This is a genomic window from Anaerosporobacter sp. (genome assembly GCF_965301125.1).
The window spans coordinates 14,280-33,641 of the sequence record NZ_CBDLAM010000016.1 but is presented as its reverse complement, the minus strand read 5'-3'; the positions used below and the strand labels follow the sequence as shown (position 1 = coordinate 33,641).

General features: G+C 34.3%; 15 protein-coding genes. 11 read left to right on the top strand and 4 right to left on the bottom strand.

From position 1 onward, the window contains the following. Positions 1-151: 151 nt before the first annotated feature. Both ACW2QF_RS03145 and ACW2QF_RS03140 read right to left on the bottom strand, forming a co-directional pair. The gene (locus ACW2QF_RS03145) at positions 152-2,284 is read right to left on the bottom strand and encodes an RNA degradosome polyphosphate kinase (protein ID WP_455714541.1); all 2,133 of its coding nucleotides are present in this window, start codon (positions 2,282-2,284) and stop codon (positions 152-154) included. A 70-nt stretch (positions 2,285-2,354) separates the two neighbouring features. Beyond that, positions 2,355-3,917 carry a Ppx/GppA phosphatase family protein gene (locus ACW2QF_RS03140; RefSeq protein ID WP_455714540.1) on the bottom strand — a complete coding sequence of 521 codons (1,563 nt, stop codon included), beginning with the start codon at positions 3,915-3,917 and terminating at the stop codon, positions 2,355-2,357. 173 nt (positions 3,918-4,090) lie between these two features. Between ACW2QF_RS03140 and ACW2QF_RS03135 the strand changes: the two genes are divergently transcribed. The 5 genes from ACW2QF_RS03135 (at position 4,091) to ACW2QF_RS03115 (ending at position 8,240) form a co-directional block, all read left to right on the top strand. Further along, the gene (locus ACW2QF_RS03135) at positions 4,091-4,441 is read left to right on the top strand and encodes a GntR family transcriptional regulator (RefSeq protein WP_455714539.1); all 351 of its coding nucleotides are present in this window, start codon (positions 4,091-4,093) and stop codon (positions 4,439-4,441) included. Positions 4,442-4,487: 46 nt separating this feature from the next. After that, the gene (locus ACW2QF_RS03130) at positions 4,488-5,189 is read left to right on the top strand and encodes an ABC transporter ATP-binding protein (RefSeq protein ID WP_455714538.1); all 702 of its coding nucleotides are present in this window, start codon (positions 4,488-4,490) and stop codon (positions 5,187-5,189) included. Positions 5,190-5,208: 19 nt separating this feature from the next. Continuing rightward, positions 5,209-5,952: a hypothetical protein gene (locus ACW2QF_RS03125; RefSeq protein WP_455714537.1), complete on the top strand. Its 744-nt coding sequence runs from the start codon at positions 5,209-5,211 to the stop codon at positions 5,950-5,952. 240 nt (positions 5,953-6,192) lie between these two features. After that, positions 6,193-7,218, top strand: coding sequence for a tRNA preQ1(34) S-adenosylmethionine ribosyltransferase-isomerase QueA (queA, locus tag ACW2QF_RS03120; protein ID WP_455714536.1), 1,026 nt, complete (start codon positions 6,193-6,195; stop codon positions 7,216-7,218). Positions 7,219-7,319: 101 nt separating this feature from the next. Continuing rightward, positions 7,320-8,240 carry a diacylglycerol/lipid kinase family protein gene (locus ACW2QF_RS03115; protein WP_455714535.1) on the top strand — a complete coding sequence of 307 codons (921 nt, stop codon included), beginning with the start codon at positions 7,320-7,322 and terminating at the stop codon, positions 8,238-8,240. A gap of 70 nt (positions 8,241-8,310) precedes the next feature. On the opposite strand, the gene ACW2QF_RS03110 is transcribed toward ACW2QF_RS03115, so the two are convergent. Both ACW2QF_RS03110 and aroF read right to left on the bottom strand, forming a co-directional pair. Then, positions 8,311-9,423 carry a prephenate dehydrogenase/arogenate dehydrogenase family protein gene (locus ACW2QF_RS03110; protein ID WP_455714534.1) on the bottom strand — a complete coding sequence of 371 codons (1,113 nt, stop codon included), beginning with the start codon at positions 9,421-9,423 and terminating at the stop codon, positions 8,311-8,313. An 18-nt stretch (positions 9,424-9,441) separates the two neighbouring features. Beyond that, positions 9,442-10,455, bottom strand: coding sequence for a 3-deoxy-7-phosphoheptulonate synthase (gene aroF / locus ACW2QF_RS03105; RefSeq protein WP_455714533.1), 1,014 nt, complete (start codon positions 10,453-10,455; stop codon positions 9,442-9,444). A gap of 377 nt (positions 10,456-10,832) precedes the next feature. Between aroF and fusA the strand changes: the two genes are divergently transcribed. The 6 genes from fusA to ACW2QF_RS03075 all read left to right on the top strand — a co-directional run bounded on the left by fusA (position 10,833) and on the right by ACW2QF_RS03075 (position 19,218). Beyond that, positions 10,833-12,914 (top strand): elongation factor G, encoded by a 2,082-nt coding sequence (gene fusA, locus ACW2QF_RS03100; protein ID WP_455714532.1) that lies wholly within the window; start codon positions 10,833-10,835, stop codon positions 12,912-12,914. A 213-nt stretch (positions 12,915-13,127) separates the two neighbouring features. Further along, positions 13,128-13,394 (top strand): 30S ribosomal protein S15, encoded by a 267-nt coding sequence (gene rpsO / locus ACW2QF_RS03095; RefSeq protein WP_167956619.1) that lies wholly within the window; start codon positions 13,128-13,130, stop codon positions 13,392-13,394. A gap of 395 nt (positions 13,395-13,789) precedes the next feature. Beyond that, positions 13,790-15,874 carry a polyribonucleotide nucleotidyltransferase gene (locus ACW2QF_RS03090; protein WP_455714531.1) on the top strand — a complete coding sequence of 695 codons (2,085 nt, stop codon included), beginning with the start codon at positions 13,790-13,792 and terminating at the stop codon, positions 15,872-15,874. A 195-nt stretch (positions 15,875-16,069) separates the two neighbouring features. Beyond that, positions 16,070-17,332 carry a M16 family metallopeptidase gene (locus tag ACW2QF_RS03085; protein WP_455714530.1) on the top strand — a complete coding sequence of 421 codons (1,263 nt, stop codon included), beginning with the start codon at positions 16,070-16,072 and terminating at the stop codon, positions 17,330-17,332. After that, the gene (locus ACW2QF_RS03080; RefSeq protein ID WP_455714529.1) at positions 17,320-17,754 is read left to right on the top strand and encodes a dUTP diphosphatase; all 435 of its coding nucleotides are present in this window, start codon (positions 17,320-17,322) and stop codon (positions 17,752-17,754) included. The genes ACW2QF_RS03085 and ACW2QF_RS03080 overlap by 13 nt, the downstream gene beginning before the upstream one ends. 189 nt (positions 17,755-17,943) lie before the next feature. Further along, positions 17,944-19,218 carry an O-acetylhomoserine aminocarboxypropyltransferase/cysteine synthase family protein gene (locus tag ACW2QF_RS03075; RefSeq protein WP_455714528.1) on the top strand — a complete coding sequence of 425 codons (1,275 nt, stop codon included), beginning with the start codon at positions 17,944-17,946 and terminating at the stop codon, positions 19,216-19,218. The last annotated feature ends 144 nt before the right edge of the window (positions 19,219-19,362 follow it).

Sequence of the window (19,362 nt, the reverse complement as noted above, 5' to 3'; positions counted from 1 at the left end):
AATAACAATACCAAAAGAAAAGAAAGAAAATATTAGAAGATATTTAAGATAAATTATGGAAGATAATTATGAAACATATTATAAAAGAAAAAAACTGAAGTTAGCGTTAATTACTTCAGTTTTTTATTATCTAAAATAAAAAATATATTGATTAGATATCACTTACTATCGGTTCAAAGACGCGGCGATCATGAACTGTAGGAGTAGATTGAGCCTCTTTCATTGCTTGCTCACAGAAATACTCTTGAGAATTCAATTTGGCTTTGCCACGCTTGTCAATTTTTTCATAGCTACCATCTGGCTTTAATAGATGTGCCTTAACGGTATCGTGAAGTTGAATATCAAGGATTTGTTTAATTTCATTCTGTAGATTCTTATCTTCAACAGGGAAGAGAATCTCAACTCTCTTATCTAAATTACGAGGCATCCAGTCAGCACTTCCCATATACACCTCTTCGTACCCATTATTATAGAAGTAGAAGATTCTAGCATGCTCAAGGAAATTACCTACAATAGAACGAACTGTAATATTATTTGATATGCCTTCTAATCCAACTTTCAAGCTACAGATTCCCCGAATAATTAATTCAATTTTTACTCCCGCGTTACTTGCTTCATAAAGAGCAGCAATGATATCTGCATCACAAAGAGAATTCATCTTAGCAATGATATGTGCTTTTTCGCCATTTTTAGCATGAGTCGTTTCCCTTTTTATTAATTCCAGAAATTTATCCCGCAACCATAGAGGTGCTAAGGTTAACTTATTCCAGTTAAGTGGTTCAGAATATCCGGATAACATGTTGAATACCGCTGTGGCATCTTCACCTATTGGAGCAGAACAGGTTAGTAATCCCATATCGGTATATAATTTAGCGGTAGAATCGTTGTAGTTACCAGTTCCTAGATGAACATAACGGCGAATTCCATCTTCTTCTTTTCGGACAACAAGAGTAATTTTGCTATGAGTTTTAAGACCAACAAGACCATAGATTACATGGCAACCAGCCTTCTCAAGTTTCTTAGCCCAGAGGATATTATTCTCTTCATCAAAACGTGCCTTTAATTCTACAAGTACGGATACTTGTTTTCCGTTTTCGGCAGCTCTTGCCAAGGAGGCTATAATAGGTGAATGACTACTAACACGGTATAGTGTTTGCTTAATAGCCAATACATCTGGATCGATTGCAGATTGATGTATAAAATCAACAACGGAATCAAAGGTATGATAGGGATGAAAGAGCAGGATATCATTTTTTCTAATCTGCGTAAATATATCCTCTTCATGATTTAGTGACTTAACGGGCTGAGGAATATATTCAGGGTACTTAAGTTGCTCATATCCATTTAGTGCATAGATTTTCATTAAGAATGTTAAATCTAATGGACCATTAATGGTATAGATATCTTCTTCTTTGATACGAAGTTCTTTTCTAAGGATTTTAAGAAGGCGTTTATCAATCTTATCTTCAACTTCTAATTTGATTACTTCTCCCCACTGTCGTTTCTTTAGTTTTTTCTGAATTTCCATAAGAAGATCAGCTGCTTCTTCTTCGTCGATGGTTAAATCTGCATTTCGCATAACACGATAAGGATATGCACATATGACATCGTAATTTAAGAAAAGCTTATTAATATTCTTTTCTATAATTTGTTCAAGAAGAATTAATGTTGTTACATTTGGTTTAGATGAAGGAATCTGCACCACACGAGGGAGTACCGCAGGTACTTGAACAGTTGCAAAATCATAAGCAATGGGAGACTTCTTATCACAAATTAATGCTCCAATATTCAGGGATTTATTACGTATTAGCGGGAATGGACGAGAAGAATCCACAGCCATAGGAGTTAATACGGGATATATATTAGTTTGAAAATATTGATCTACGTAATTACTTTGAAAGCTGTCCAAATCTTCATATTGTGTAATTATGTGAATATTATTTTGTTTAAGTTGAGGAATAAAAGAACGGTTATACGTATTGTATTGGATAGTTACCAATTCATGTGTTTTGCTAGTTATCTGTTCTAGCTGTTCTTTAGGTGTAAAACCAGCAATATCAGTTTTCGTATAATTAGCATTTACCATGTCCTTAAGTGAGGCAACACGAATCATAAAAAACTCATCTAAGTTTGAAGCTGTAATACTAAGGAATTTAATTCGTTCTAATAATGGAAGAGATTTATCCCTTGCTTCGCTTAGAACACGATAATTAAATTCGATCCAACTTAATTCTCTGTTGGTATAGTAAGTTTGCTTATGGTAATTGATTTTCGAATTGCTCATATACATTTGTCCTTTCCTTGTATTTAACGTCATAATCAATTCGGGATAGTAATGGATTTTAAGGAACGTGTTAACTTCTACGTTGCTTTAGTTGTGGTCGAATACCAAATACATCTTCAAAGAATTCTGCTTTCTTTTCAAATAAGCCTCTTTCTAGCGTGGTATCTTCTAGAGTAGTACCAGTTATATTTAATTGACGGTTTTTATAAGTAACAGAGATATTTGAGAATTTCTGTTTGTGGCTTTTATCCATGGCATCGGCAATTCGAAAAATTGCGGATAATTTGGATATTTTAATATAGGTATCTTTATTGAATGTGTTATTCAGATCTTCATATTTGGGATAGTTACCAATATTGAAGCGAACAAGATATGCAAGTAATTCTCTTTCGGTATGAGATAATCCTATGATTTCAGTTGATAGAATAATGTGGTAAGAATTTAGTGCACCAGAGTTCAAGTTGATATATTCTCCACAATTATGAAGAATAACGGCTATTTGTAATAATAGGCGATCTCGATTGTTAAGACCGTGTAGTTTAGTAAGATTATCAAAGAGTGTTAAGGCAAGGTATTCTACATTTTTCGTATGCGATTGATTGCAATGATATCTTCGTGCTATATTTCTGGCGGCATTGAGAATATCTAATGTGAAGTCGTGAGTAAGTTTAACTTTTTGTTTTTTTTCGGCATAGTCAACTACTAAACCATCTGTGAGAGATACACAAGGACTCCACAATGTGGTAGCTTTGGTTTGTTCAAACATCTTGTAATAAATCATAGCAGTTGGGACAAGTAAGGAAGCTTCCTCTTTTGAAATCTGAAGAGAATTACTAATCTGACTTAAATTCATAGATAATAATTTGGTATATAGGGAATGGTATGCACTACGGTCCATTGCTCCTTTTGGATTTGAATGAAATGTTTGGCAGGTAGTTCGTTCTATATATTTTCTATAACGAAGTAAATCATTAATATTATCCCCAACTGCTATAATATTACGCAAATTAAAATCGGTTAAGAAAAAGTCTTTGAATGTCTGTAAGTCACCCGCTATATATTCTTCCAAAAGATTATTAAAGTTCGTTGTTTGATTCTCCATTGTTGAAAGAATTTCTCGAATACGAAGAGAACCAAGTTTGATGTTTTGCGTGGTGATTAAAGATCCTTTATTGAAAAGCGAGATTTGAATGCTACCTGCTCCAACATCAACAATTGCAGTACCGTGCTCTATAATTTGATTAAAACAAGGTTCTTTTAATGCAACAGCTTTATAAAGGAGAAATCTTTGTTCAGAGTTACTTAATATAGAAACTTTTAACTTCGATGTAAGTTTGATTTGATCTAGGATGAGTAGATTATTAAGTGCTTCCCTTAATGCGCTTGTTGCGCAAGCAGTATAATCCTCAACTTGATATTCTTTCATTTTCTTAGTGAAACCTTGCAAAACATGACAGAGTTCATTTACTACAGTATGGCTTATCTTACCATTCGTATATGCTTGGGATCCGAGTTCAATGGTATGGCGCACATGATCAAGCTCTTTGATTCCATACTTTTTAGATACTTCGAAGATTTTCATGGATACTTCGCTTGAACCGATGTCAATAGCTGCAAATGTGTTATTTGGCACACGAACCCTCCTTTTAAATCTACATAGTATACCTATTTTACTATTTATATAGGTGAATTGATAGGCATAATATATTATTTTTTATTGACATTTCTTGCTTGTTGGTGTACTATCTAACTATAGCACTAATTCACTGGTGAAATATAAAAGTTAATGCGGGAAGGAGGTAATATATGGAGTTTGATAGCACGGTACCCATTTATCTGCAGGTAATTCGCCAGATAAAAAAAGATCTGATACAAGGAAATTTACAGCTAGGGGAGAAGCTATTTTCAACGAGAGAACTAGCCAATAGGTACCAGATTAATCCCAATACGGCAAGTCGTGTTTATAAGGAGTTGGAATATGAAGGAATATGTTTCACGAAGAGAGGGTTGGGTACTTACGTGACTGAGGATCATAATGTATTAATCAAAATCAAAGAAGAGATGGCTGAAACAGCTATTACTCAATTTGTTGAGAGTATGAAAAGCATTGGCTTTATAAAAGAAGATGTTGTTCGATTAGTAGAACAGTATTATTAAAGGGATTCTTGGATTCGATAGTATTAAAATTATAATGTGAAGGAGTATGATGAATAATATGTTAATTGATTGCAAAAATGTTCAGAAAAAATATATGTCAAAGACAGCGGTTGAAGACATTAGTATAGAAATTGAAAAAGGTAGAATATATGCCTTGTTAGGACCTAATGGTAGTGGTAAGACTACATGGATGAAGATGGTAGCTGGATTAACCAGACCTACAAAAGGATATATCTTGTTTGAAGGAGAACCAATCGGTGTGAATTCAAAATCTAAAATTGCTTATATGCCAACCGAACCATTTTATTATAATTATATGACAATTAAAGATGTAGGAAAATACTATCAAGATTTCTTTGAAGATTTTGATATGGCAAGATATAATAGCTTACTTGAACGTATGGAACTAAACCCAAAAGATAAGGCAAAAGAATTATCTTCTGGTTTAGCAGCTAAACTTAAGATTGCAGCTACCTTGGCTAGAAAAGCTAAACTGTATATGCTAGATGAACCGTTGAATGGAATTGATATTATAGCCAGAGAGAAAATTATAGCAACAATTCTGGAAGGTTATAATGATGATGCAAGTATCATCATATCTAGCCATTTAGTAGATGAGTTAGAGAAAGTAATTGATTATGCAATCTTTATTAAGAATGGAAATGTTGCTTTGCAAGGGGAAGCAGAACTACTACGTGAAAACAATAACGCTTCAATTGTTGATTTATATAAGAGTATATATGCATAGAGGGGAGTAGGTACATAATATGTGGAAATTAATTAAATATGAATTAAGAAAACAAATGCAATCAAAATTAATTATATTTGGTATAGTAGCACTGATAGAGTTATTTTGGTTTTGGGGGCTTTTCTTTAATGAGAGGGCTTTGTATAGTACTTCTGGAATCTTATTTATGGTAGCAACTATATCGATGACTTTCTTGTATTTTGAGAGTATTACAACATTCTCTCGTGATTTGAAAACCAAGAATAGTTATATGATGTTTATGACACCTAATAGTAGCTATAAGATTGTAGGTGCCAAAATCTTAACAAGCGTGGTTCAGATTCTTGTTTATGGACTATGCTTCTTTGGAATTGGATTACTTGATATGGGAATTATGGCTATTCGATTTAATAGTTTTTCTGAAACGATAGAAATGGTTCAAAAGTTATTGCGCGAATTCATGAATATCGATGTAGATGTAACTTTTGTCTTTTTAAATATAGCTGTTATATTAATATCAGGAATTTTTATACTAGTATTAGCCTATGTTTCCATAACTTTGAGTTCAACGTTCTTAGCTAACAAATCGTATAAAGGGGTTGTTAGTTTCCTAATCTTTGTAGCAATCTCTATTGTTGAAGATAAAATATCAAGTGCATTGTTTGGAAAAATGTTATTAAGTGATAATAATACTATGCTATTATTCATAGTCTGGTATGCAGCTCTATCTGTAATTGCTTATGTAGTGACAGCCTGGATGCTTGACAAGAGAGTAAGTTTATAAGTTATAAAGCTTATGAATTCTTAAGCAAATTGCACAGTACTACATATGAAAAGTATAGTAATCCTAATTAATATTGAAGATATTGAATAGATACTGGATTTTTTTAGTTAGAACGATTATAATATTGTAAAGCAAACTAGTTGAAAGGTTTGCTTTACATTTTGTTATGCTTACTTATATAGTTCGTTATGTAGTAAGCAAACAAGGGCTGTAAAAGCTTACAAGAATGGAGATAGAAGTATGAAAACAAAAGATTTTGATTTTTATTTACCTGAAGAACTGATAGCTCAGGATCCATTAGAAGATCGTTCAAGTTCAAGACTTCTTGTTTTAAATAAAGAAACAGGTGAGATTGAACATCAAATATTTCGTAATATTATACAGTATCTTAGAAAAGGGGATTGCTTAGTAATTAATAATACAAAAGTAATTCCAGCTCGTTTAATTGGTGAGAAAGAAGGCACTGGAGCTAAGATAGAACTATTATTACTTAAACGTAAAGAAAACGATATATGGGAAACACTTGTAAAACCAGGGAAGAAAGCAAAAGTAGGCGCTAGAATTGTATTTGGTAATGGATTATTAGTTGGTGAAATTATTGATGTAATTGATGAAGGAAATCGATTAATTCAATTTCATTATGAGGGAATCTTTGAGGAGATTCTTGATCAATTGGGTCAAATGCCGTTGCCTCCATACATTACACATCAATTAGAGGATAAGAATCGTTATCAAACTGTATATGCCAAATACGAGGGTTCAGCCGCAGCACCTACAGCAGGATTACATTTTACCAAAGAGTTATTAAAACAAATCGAAGATATGGGTGTTGTTATTGCTAATGTAACATTACATGTCGGACTTGGAACATTTCGTCCTGTTAAAGTAGACGATGTTCAGAACCACCATATGCATTCTGAATTCTACCAAGTTGAAGAATCAGAAGCGCAGAAGATTAACGATGCAAAGAAACAAGGAAATCGTGTAATCTGTGTGGGTACTACAAGTTGTCGTACTGTAGAATCTGCAGCAGATGAGAATGGTATGGTTAAAGCATGTAGCGGCAATACTGAAATCTTTATATATCCTGGATATAAGTTTAAAGTATTAGATGCCTTGATTACTAACTTCCATTTACCAGAATCTACGTTATTAATGCTTGTTAGTGCATTAGCTGGGAAAGAAAATATTATGAATGCATATGAAATTGCAGTGAAAGAAAAATACAGATTTTTCAGTTTTGGAGACGCTATGTTCATAAAATAGTATGATTTAATACTTTATGAAAGTTTTGTGCGAAGTTAGCACATTGAAGATACAACACCAATGATTAGATGAGAATATGAATCAAAAAGAAAAAGGGGAGAATGATTTTGAAAAAGATGTTATTTATCTATAATCCACATGCAGGAAAAGGGAAGATAAAGAGCTCACTTTCTGATATCATTGAGATTTTTGTTCAAGCTGATTATGAAGTGACGATTTATTCTACAAAAGAACGAGATGATGCTAAGAAGTTGGCATTAGAAAAAGGGCAAGAATTTGATATCGTTGTTTGTTCTGGTGGAGATGGTACGCTTAATGAGGTAACATCAGGATTGATGGAATGCCCACATGCACCAGTAATCGGTTATCTACCTGCAGGTACGACAAATGATTTCGCGTCAAGTATGGGAATTCCTAAGAATATGGTAAAAGCAGCAGAAGCAGTTGTAAATGGAGAACCATTTGCATATGATATTGGATCATTAAATGATCGATATTTTACCTATGTTGCTGGTTTTGGAGTGTTTACAAACGTTTCTTATGAAACACCACAAACAACGAAAAACTTACTTGGTAGAGCAGCTTATATACTAGAGGGAGTTAAGAGTCTACCTACTATTAAGTCCTATCACGTAAGAGTTCAATATGATGATACTATTATTGAAGATGATTTCATCTATGGTATGGTAACAAATGCGAATTCAGTTGGAGGATTCAAAGGAATAACAGGTAAAGACGTTGGATTAGATGATGGGCAATTTGAAGTTACATTAATTAAAAGCCCAAAAAACATAGTTGAATTACAACATATTGTTAATGCGTTGTTGGTAAGAGATTTAGAAGATAAATTCATATATTCTTTCCATGCTTCTAATTTAGATATTACATGTGAAGAAGAAGTTTCTTGGACAATTGATGGAGAATTTGGTGGCTCTTATACGAAAATGCATTTACAAAATCACCAACAAGCCTTATCCTACCTTACAACAATAATTACGGATAAGCTGGTTGTTGAAGAATAGTAGTAAGAATAAAGCTTTTGCGAGTAGAAAGATATCCCTACTTTGCAAAAGCTTTTTATATACTGTATATTTATTTTCGTTCATATATTGTATAACGATACTTCTTAAGAACAGTGATAGCTTGTATGGAAGCTTTTTCATCATAGAATTCAATACGTAGCACACCTTCTTCAAATTCACGATTATGAATGATACCGATGTTCTTAATGCTAATATTATTACTAGCTAAAATAGTAGCGATAGTTGCAATAGCACCAGCTTCATCAATGATATCAAGATAAACTTCGTAGACTTGTTTTAACATACCAACTTTTTTGGAAGGAATATTATCACGGAATTCTCTAGCGGAATCAAAGAAATCGTAGAGATAGGTCTCATCAGAGTTAGAAAGTGCATTATTAATATTAGTAAGAGTCGATATGTATCGTTGAAGAAACTTGCTTATACTGCTAGTGTTGGTTAAGCAAATGTTCTGCCACATAATAGGAGAAGATGAAGCAATTCTCGTGATATCTTTAAATCCTCCTGCGGCTAGAAGGCGCATCTTCTCATCAGGATCATCACTTTCTTTAACCATGGTAACTAAACTTGATGCGATAAGATGTGGTACATGACTGATTGCAGCAACAACATCATCGTGTTCGTTAGCATCCATGATTAACGGGATTGAACCGATTCTCTTTACTAGATTGTAAAGGAAATCAATTTTATTTTTTTCCATCTGTTTCGTAGGTGTTAGAATGTAATATGCGTTTTCTAATATGATAGCACTAGAATTAGCATAACCTGTTTTTTCAGATCCTGCCATAGGGTGACCGCCGATGAATTGCATGTCCATATTAAGTTCGTGAACAGCTTCATGTATGTTACCTTTCACACTACCTACATCAGTTATGATGCAGGTAGGTTTAATGATATTCTTAAGTTCTTTTAAGTATTGTATATTTGTAAGTACAGGGCAGCATAGAAAAATTATGTCGCATTGGCGGAAATCTTTTGCTAGGTCTGTTGAGATACAATCAATCGTACCATCTTCAAGTGCCATTTCAAGGCTTGTATTTGTTCGATCCTTATAGTAATTAAAGGCTATGATATTTGTGTTATCAAATCGAAGCTTCATAGCCCTGGCAATTGATCCACCAATTAAGCCAAAGCCGATAAAGCCAGCTGTAACATCTTCCATACGTAATCCTCCAAAGATTTATAATGATTTACCCATAAGAGATGCAAGAGGTCTTAACTCTTCACATAATTCTTCAAATTGAGGGAATGTTAATGATTGAGGGCCATCTGATAAAGCAGTAGCTGGGTTAGGATGTGTCTCAATCATTAAACCGTCTGCACCAACTGCAACAGCAGATTTAGCTAATGGTTTTACGTAAGCGCGTACACCTGTTGCATGACTTGGGTCAACAATAATTGGAAGATGACTCTTTTCTTTAATGACTGGGACTGCGCTAATATCTAATGTGTTACGAGTTGCAGTTTCGAAGGTACGAATACCACGTTCGCAAAGTACCACATTTCTATTACCTTCAGCCATGATGTATTCTGAGGCATTCAACCATTCATCAATTGTAGCAGATAGTCCACGTTTTAACAATACTGGAAGACCTGTTTTACCTACTTCCTTTAATAAATAAAAGTTTTGCATGTTTCTTGCACCGATTTGAAGCATATCTACATACTTAACAGCACTTTCTATTGCCTCAAGGCTTGTTACTTCGCAGATAACTGGAAGACCTGTTGCTTCACGAGCTTCCTTCATATAGCGAAGACCTTCCTCTTCAAGACCTTGAAAAGAGTAAGGGGAAGTTCTTGGTTTGTATGCCCCACCACGGAGAATCTTAGCACCAGCTTTTTTGATTGCGATAGCAGTTTCTAGTACTTGGTCATGGCTCTCAACAGCACATGGACCTGACATAATTACTAGATCTTTTCCACCAATCTCAACATTACCTACTGTAACAATAGATGGTTCTGGGTGGAATTTTTTATTTGATAATTTATATGATTCTGTAACGGGAACAATTTTCTCTACGCCAGGAGCGATTTCAAGATTTTGTTCCACGATTTTTGACTTATCACCTACAACGCCGATAATAGTAACCTCTTTCCCAGCAGATAGATGTGCTTCTAAGCCTTGAGCAGTAATCATATCTACAATGTTTTTAATAGATGCTTCAGAAGCATTTGGTTTCATAACAATAATCATAATATAATCTCCATTCTCTAACAGTATTTCCAATACTAGTATTAGTATAACTTTCTTTTTGTTATTCTACAACATAAAATCGTATGTGTCAATACTTTAAAGTGTTAAACTTTAACGTGATGAATAGAGAATGAAATTAAAAGCGTTATCTTATATAAAATTTGTGTAATAATTATAGAAACCTGTCCATATTATTATAGAAAAGTCTCTTAGAGATAAAAAACTTAAGAAGTTCAGTAAAATTATTAGTTAATTATGATAAAATAGTTGTAATATACAGAAATATTTAGTACAATATCTACATAAGACAAAAGATATTGAATCATTAAATTTTGTTAAACTAATGCACGATTATTCGAGTATAGGAGGTATCAAGTATGGACAGTTATACTTCAGACAAGATTAGAAATGTTGCAATGTTAGGTCATGGTGGTTGTGGTAAGACTACTTTAGTGGAAGCGATGGCATATACAATGAAAGTAACGAATCGCCAAGGAAAAGTAGAAGACGGTAATACGATAAGCGATTTTGATAAAGAAGAGATAAAAAGACGTTTTTCAATTAGTACCGCAGTTGTACCAATCATTTGGGAAGATACGAAAATCAATTTTCTCGATACACCAGGATATTTTGATTTCGTTGGTGAAACACAAGAGGCAATGGCAGCAGCGGATGCAGCTGTTATTGTAATATCAGCCAAAGCAGGAGTTGAGGTAGGAACAATTCGTGCATGGGAATTATGTGAGAAATATAATCTTCCTCGTATGTTTTTTGTTACAGATATGGACGATGATAATGCAAGTTATCGTCAAGTTGTAGAAGAGTTAAACGAATTATATGGTAAAAAGATTGCACCTTTTCATCTTCCTATTAGACAGAATGAGAAGTTTATCGGTTTTGTTAACGTAGTCAAGATGAAAGGAAGAAAGTTCACTACATTAAGTGACTATGAAGAATGTGATATTCCTGATTATTCTATGCCTAATCTTAATACTTGTCGTGAGGCTTTGCTTGAAGCTGTTGCAGAAACAAGTGAAGATAGAATGGAAAGATATTTTGCTGGCGAAGAATTTTCGCAAGAAGAGATTTCTATTGCATTAAGAGAAAATGTTATTGATGGAACAGTAGTTCCTGTGTTAATGGGTTCAGGACTTAATTGTCAAGGAACAACGATGTTATTGCAAGCAATTGAGAAATACTTCCCATCACCAGATAAGACTGTTACAATTGGTGTGAATACGAAAACAGGTGAAGAAGTAGAAGTAAAATTCGAAGAAGATAAACAGGTGACAGCCAATGTTTTCAAAACCATTGTAGATCCGTTCGTAGGAAGATTCTCTTTAGTTAAAGTACATAGTGGAATTTTAAAGGCCGATACTACAGTATGGAATCCGAATAAGGAAGCAGAGGAAAAGGTTGGTAAACTATTTGTTCTAAGAGGAAAGGAACAATTTGAAGTGAAGGAACTTCATGCAGGTGATATTGGTGCAATTAGTAAATTGACGACCACATCAACTGGAGATACCTTAACAACGAAAGAAGAACCAGTTATTTATCATAAGCCAGAAGTGGCGAAACCATATACCTTCTTACGTTATACTACCAAGAATAAAGGTGATGAAGATAAGGTATCGCAAGCACTAGCTAAGATGTTAGAAGAGGACTTAACTCTTGCAGTGGAGAATGATACTAAGAATAGACAGACACTAATATACGGTATCGGGGAACAACAATTAGAGATTGTAGTTAGCAAATTATTAAATAGATATAAAGTAGAAATTGAGTTATCAAAACCAAAGGTTTCTTATCAAGAGACGATACGTAAACCTGCAAAGGTTCAAGGAAAGTATAAGAAACAATCTGGTGGACATGGTCAATATGGAGATGTTCACATTGAATTTGAACCATCTGGAGATCTAAGTACACCGTATGTATTTGAAGAAAAAGTCTTTGGTGGAGCTGTTCCTAAGAACTTCTTCCCAGCAGTTGAGAAGGGAATTGCAGAAAGTGTAGTAAAAGGACCTTTAGCTGGTTATCCAGTAGTAGGTGTGAAAGCTACTTTAGTAGATGGTTCTTATCATCCAGTAGATTCTTCAGAGATGGCATTTAAGATGGCAGCCATTCAAGCATTTAAGAAAGCGTTTGAATTAGTGAATCCTGTATTACTTGAACCAATTGCTTCTCTTAGAGTTGTAGTACCAGATCGTTTCACTGGTGATATAATGGGAGATTTGAATAAGAGACGTGGTAGAGTTATGGGTATGAATCCTTGTGATAATGGAAAACAAGAAATCTTAGCGGATATTCCTGTGGCAGAACTAGTAGGATATTCGACTGATTTACGTTCTATGACAGGAGGAATAGGAGACTACAGTTATGAGTTTGCACGTTATGAACAAGCGCCATCCGATGTGCAAGCTGCAATTGTAAGTGAGAATACGAAGGAAGAAGCAGTCTAGTATAAATGCAAGCAAACTTTGCGTTTTCTGTCAGGATTTTGACACAAGTGAGGGAAAAGGTAGTTATATATAAACTCAAATGTTATAAAATAATTGACATATGGTTATACTTATGATAGACTATACAAGTATGAATTTAGCCAATACCAGGATATAGGACACTCCGACCTATGGCTTAGTATTCGGCGGTTTAATAATTAGGAGGAATTTAAGATGATTAGCAAAGAAAAGAAACAAGAAGTAATCGCAGCTTATGGTAGAAATCCACAAGATACTGGATCACCTGAAGTGCAAATCGCTTTATTAACAGTTAGAATTAACGAGTTAACTGAGCATTTAAAAGCTAACAAAAAAGATCACCACTCAAGAAGAGGTCTATTAAAAATGGTAGGTCAAAGAAGAGGCCTTCTTGAATACTTAAAGAAAAACGATATCGAAGGTTACCGTAACCTTATCGAACGTTTAGGTTTAAGAAAGTAATAATAACGTAAATATTTTTCAATTAAATACACGACAAACAAACAAACGGTAAAAAGCCATAATATAAATACATTTAGTATTCATATTATGGCTTTTTGCTTGCTTAATATTCATTATTTGAAAGGCTGAGACAGTATGCCGAATTAAAGGCGTTTCCGTACCATTTTGATTTCTGTAAGAAAAATTATTTCCTTGTATTAGTAATGCATACCGAGGAAAAAATAGTAGCATAAATCTTCCATAGGTGTTATAATAGAAAAGAATATGGAGATGTAACCCGAGACTTCTGAAAAGCACATTACCATAGTTTAATGTTATTTTCAGTTGTTTCGGCATCTCCAAACAAAATAAGATCAGATTATTAATAGAATCTGAGAATAAAAAGGAGATAAAATATGTTCAAAAGTTTTTCAATGGAACTAGCTGGCAGAACTTTAACAGTTGAAGTTGGCAGAGTAGCAGCACAAGCAAACGGAGCTGCATTTATGCATTATGGAGATACAGTTGTATTATCTACAGCAACTGCATCAGACAAGCCTAGAGAAGGAATCGATTTCTTCCCACTTAGTGTAGAATATGAAGAAAAATTATATGCTGTTGGTAAAATCCCAGGTGGTTTCAATAAAAGAGAAGGTAAAGCATCAGAAAATGCAATCTTAACATCTCGTGTTATCGATAGACCAATGCGTCCATTATTCCCTAAAGATTATAGAAACGATGTAACTCTTAATAATATGGTTATGTCGGTTGATCCGGATTGTAGTCCAGAACTTACGGCTATGTTAGGATCCGCAATTGCTGTAGCAATTTCAGACATTCCTTTTGATGGCCCTTGTGCAACAACACAAGTAGGATTAGTGAATGGTGAATTCGTATTTAATCCTAATGCTGAACAAAAAGCTACTTCAGACTTACAATTAACAGTTGCATCAACAAGAGAAAAGGTTATTATGATTGAAGCGGGTGCGAATGAAGTTCCTGAAGATAAGATGGTAGAAGCTATCTTTGCTGCACACGAAGTAAACCAAAAAGTGATTGAATTTATCGATACAATCGTTGCTGAATGTGGAAAAGAAAAGCATACTTATGAAAGTTGTGCAATTCCAGCAGAATTATTCGAAGCAATCAAAGAAATTGTTCCTCCAGTAGAGATGGAAGAAGCTGTATTCACTGATGTGAAACAAGATAGAGAAGAAAACATTAAGAGAATTAGAGAAAGATTAGAAGAAGCATTTGCAGAAAATGAAGAATGGTTAGCTGTACTTGGCGAAGCTATTTATCAATATGAGAAGAAAACTGTTCGTAAGATGATTTTAAAAGATCACAAACGTCCAGATGGTAGAGAAATTAATCAAATTCGTAAATTAGCTGCAGAAGTTGATATCGTACCTAGAGTTCATGGTTCAGCTATGTTCACAAGAGGACAAACTCAAATCTGTACAATTACAACATTAGCACCTCTTTCAGAGGCTCAAAGAATTGATGGATTAGATGAAGCAGAAACTTCTAAGAGATATATGCATCACTATAACTTCCCATCATACTCTGTTGGTGAAACAAGACCTTCAAGAGGACCGGGACGTCGTGAAATTGGACATGGTGCATTAGCAGAACGTGCGTTAATTCCAGTATTACCAAGTGAATCAGAATTCCCTTATGCAATTAGAACAGTTTCTGAAACATTTGAATCAAATGGTTCTACTTCACAGGCTTCTGTTTGTGCGTCAACAATGTCATTAATGGCTGCAGGTGTACCAATCTCTAAACCAGTTGCAGGTATTTCTTGTGGCTTAGTAACTGGTGATTCAGACGATGATTATCTTGTATTAACAGATATTCAAGGTCTTGAAGATTTCTTTGGAGATATGGACTTTAAAGTTGCTGGTACTCGCGATGGTATCACTGCAATTCAAATGGATATTAAGATTCATGGTCTTACAAGAGCAATTATTGAAGAAGCAATTAAGAAAACAAAAGAAGCAAGAATGTTTATTTTAAACGAAGTAATGATTCCTTGCATTGCAAAGCCAAGAGAAGAAGTTGGTCAGTTTGCTCCTAAGATTGTTCAAATTCAAATTGATCCAGCTAAGATTGGTGATGTTGTAGGTCAAAGAGGTAAGACAATCAATGCAATCATCGAGCAAACAGGTGTTAAGATTGACATTACTGATGAAGGTGCGGTTTCAGTATGCGGAACAGATGCTGAGAAGATGAGCGAAGCAGTTCGAATAATACAAACAATCGTTACTGATTTTGAAGAGGGACAAATCTTCGAAGGTAAAGTAATTAGTATTAAAGAGTTCGGTGCTTTCCTCGAATTTGCTCCTGGTAAAGAAGGTATGGTTCACATCTCTAAGATTTCAAAAGATAGAATTAACCATGTAGAAGATGTTCTTAAACTTGGTGATGTTGTGAAAGTTGTTTGCCTAGGAAAAGATAAGATGGGTAGAATCAGCTTCAGTATGAAAGATGTTCAATAAGAATTAATGTCTAAGGACAAAGGAATAAAAATTACAGTACGTGAGAGCGTGTCGTAATGACATGTAGAGAGTATCTCATAAGCAAACACTTATGAGATACTCTTTTACGTGATAGATATTTTTAAATATAATAAGAATGCTGAAGTGTCAACATAAGAATTTGACAGTATATTGCAACAGGAAAGGGGAAGGTTCATGACAATCACAACTAGCCTGTCCAATGGCTTAACCGTTGTGTTAGAAAGAATGCCATATCTAAAGAGTGTATCGTTTGGGGTATGGGTAAAAGTGGGTTCTGCCTATGAGAACTCTCATAATAATGGTATTGCTCATATGTTAGAGCACATGTTCTTTAAAGGAACAAAGACAAGAACTGCGAAAGATTTGGCGGATATTACCTCTATGATTGGTGGTAATGTAAATGCGTATACAAGTAAGGAATGTACAAACTTCTATGCTACGACAATAGATGAATATCTACCGATAGCGATTGATATGATTAGTGACATGATACAAAATTCCGTATTCAATCCCGAAGAACTTGAAAAAGAAAAGGGAGTTGTACTTGAGGAAATTGATATGTATGATGATTCTGCAGAAGATATGTGCCATGAGATGTTACAGAAGGAAGTATGGAGTGGGCATCCTCTGGGTTACCTAATATCGGGAGAAAAGGATATTGTTCGAACATTTACACGAGAACAGATAATACAATTCAGAGATCAGTACTATACAGCAGATAACATGATTATCTCAATTGCGGGTAGTTACAATGAAGAAGCAATATTAAAGCAATTAGAGGAATGTTTCGGATCAATACCTGCTACAGCAAGTCGCATTGCATTAACAGCTCCAACATATAAGAATTGTATATATAAAGATGAGAAAGATATTGAACAAATGCATATTAATATTGCATTTCCTTCAATTACGAACATAGATGAAAGAAGATATGAGTTAACTGTTATGAACGCAATACTTGGTGAGAATGCCAATTGTATGCTATTTCAAAGGATAAGAGAAGATTTGGGCTTAACATATTCAATATATTCATATGAGAGTAGTTTCGAGTCAACAGGCTTATTCCATATCTATGCTGCAACAAATCCAGAACCTGCCTTAATCATATATGATGAGATATTTCGTATCATAGAAGAGGTGAAGGTAGAAGGATTTTCTGAGAAAGATATCGAAGAAACGAAGAAGCAAATTCGTGTTAATCTTACGATAGCTAATGAAAGTACGAAAAACCGTATGAATAGTAATGCGAAACATATCATGAAATATGGCAAGATAATTCCGCTTAATGATGTAATAGAACGTGTTAATTTAATTACCAGGGATAATGTTAATGCGTTAGCAAAGAATATACTTGATGAAACTTCATGCAGTATTGCTCTAGTTGGTAATTTGGATGAAAGAATAGTGAAAGGGATAGAAGAAAGATGGAAACAATAAAGATACAATATTTAGATGACTCAATCAAAAGATTAGAATATATTGACGGAAAATCAGATTGGATTGATCTTCGTGCGGCAGAAGATGTGGAGCTAAAAGAAGGGGAATTTCGTCTAATTCCATTAGGTGTTGCGATGCAACTACCAGAAGGATATGAAGCTCATATTATACCAAGAAGTAGTACGTATAAGAACTTTGGCATTATTCAGTCAAATCATATGGGATTAGTAGATGAATCTTACTGTGGGCCTAATGATTGGTGGTACATGCCTGCAATCGCCTTACGTGACACTAAAATTAGCAAGAATGATCGAATTTGTCAGTTCAGAATAGAAAAACATCAACCAAAATTAGTTTTTGATGAAGTGAGTACATTAACAGGGGAAGACCGAGGTGGAATCGGTTCAACAGGAAAAAACTAATAGAAATACAAAGAATTGCGCATTTTATTACATTTTGTCAATGAAATAAAAGGGACAAGCGTCGTTTTATGTCTCTTTTTCATTGACAAAACAATTACAAAAGATATACAATAGATTCAGTGAATTTAACAATGCATTACGTTAAAATGTAAAGCCGTCCACTTAATTTATAGCATGAAAGGTGATAAGATGAACGATTATAGTATTAATACAAATTGTGTTCAATCTGGATATGAACCAAAGAATGGAGAACCACGGGTTTTACCAATCTATCAATCTACTACATACAAATACGATACGAGTGACCAAGTAGGAAAGCTATTTGATCTTGAGGCGGAAGGTTTCTTCTATTCGAGACTTAGTAATCCAACCGTTGATGCTGTAGAGAAAAAAATTGCGTCTTTAGAAGGTGGCATTGGTGCTTTATGTACATCTTCAGGTCAAGCAGCAACTACATTTGCTATACTTAATATCTGTGGAGCTGGTGATCATGTAGTATCTTCCATAGCTATCTATGGTGGCTCAACTAATTTGATTGGTGTTACGCTAAAAAAATTAGGAATTGAAGTTACTTTCGTTGATCCAGATTCACCGATGGAAGAATTACAAAAAGCAGTTCGAGAGAATACAAAATGTATTTTCACTGAAACGATTTCAAATCCAACATTAGTAGTGTGTGATATTGAGAAGATGGCAAAGCTTGCACATCAGAATGGAGTTCCATTAATCGTGGATAATACATTTGCTACACCAATTAATTGTAGACCTTTTGAGCATGGAGCGGATATCGTTATTCATTCAACTTCTAAATATATGGACGGCCATGCGATTGCTCTTGGCGGTGTTATTATAGATAGTGGTAATTTTGATTGGAATACAGATAAGTTTCCAGGCTTATCAACACCAGATGAGTCTTATCACGGTATGGTTTATGCCAGAGATTGTGGAAAAGCGGCTTACATAACAAAAGCGAGAGTCCAATTAATGAGAGATATGGGAGCGACTCCAGCACCGTTAAATGCTTTCTTACTAAATGTTGGTCTAGAAACTCTCCATTTACGTGTGCAGCGTCATTGCGAGAACGCATTAGCTGTTGCTAAATGGTTAGAATCAAATGAAAAAGTAACATGGGTTAATTATCCAGGTCTTGAGAGTAATAAATACTATGACTTATCTAAAAAATACTTACCAAATGGAGTTTGTGGAGTTGTATCCTTTGGTGTAAAAGGTGGAAGAGAAGCCGCTGCAAATCTAATGGAAAAATTAAAACTAGCAGCTATCGTTGTACACGTAGCAGATGCTCGTACAAGTGTCCTTCATCCAGCAAGTACAACGCATCGTCAACTTACTGATGAACAGTTAGAACAAGCAGGGGTTGAACCAGAACTCATTCGTATGTCGGTCGGTATTGAGGATATCGTAGATATAATAAAGGATTTAGAGCAAGCATTTGAACAAGTTTAAGTGGTAGAAAATAAGGATATAAACTTTTTATAATTACCCATAAAAATACACATAAATAAAAATAAATAAAATAAATAAAAATACATATAAATAAAAGACAATTTATCAAAGTGAAATATGATATATTGTCTTTTAACTTAATCG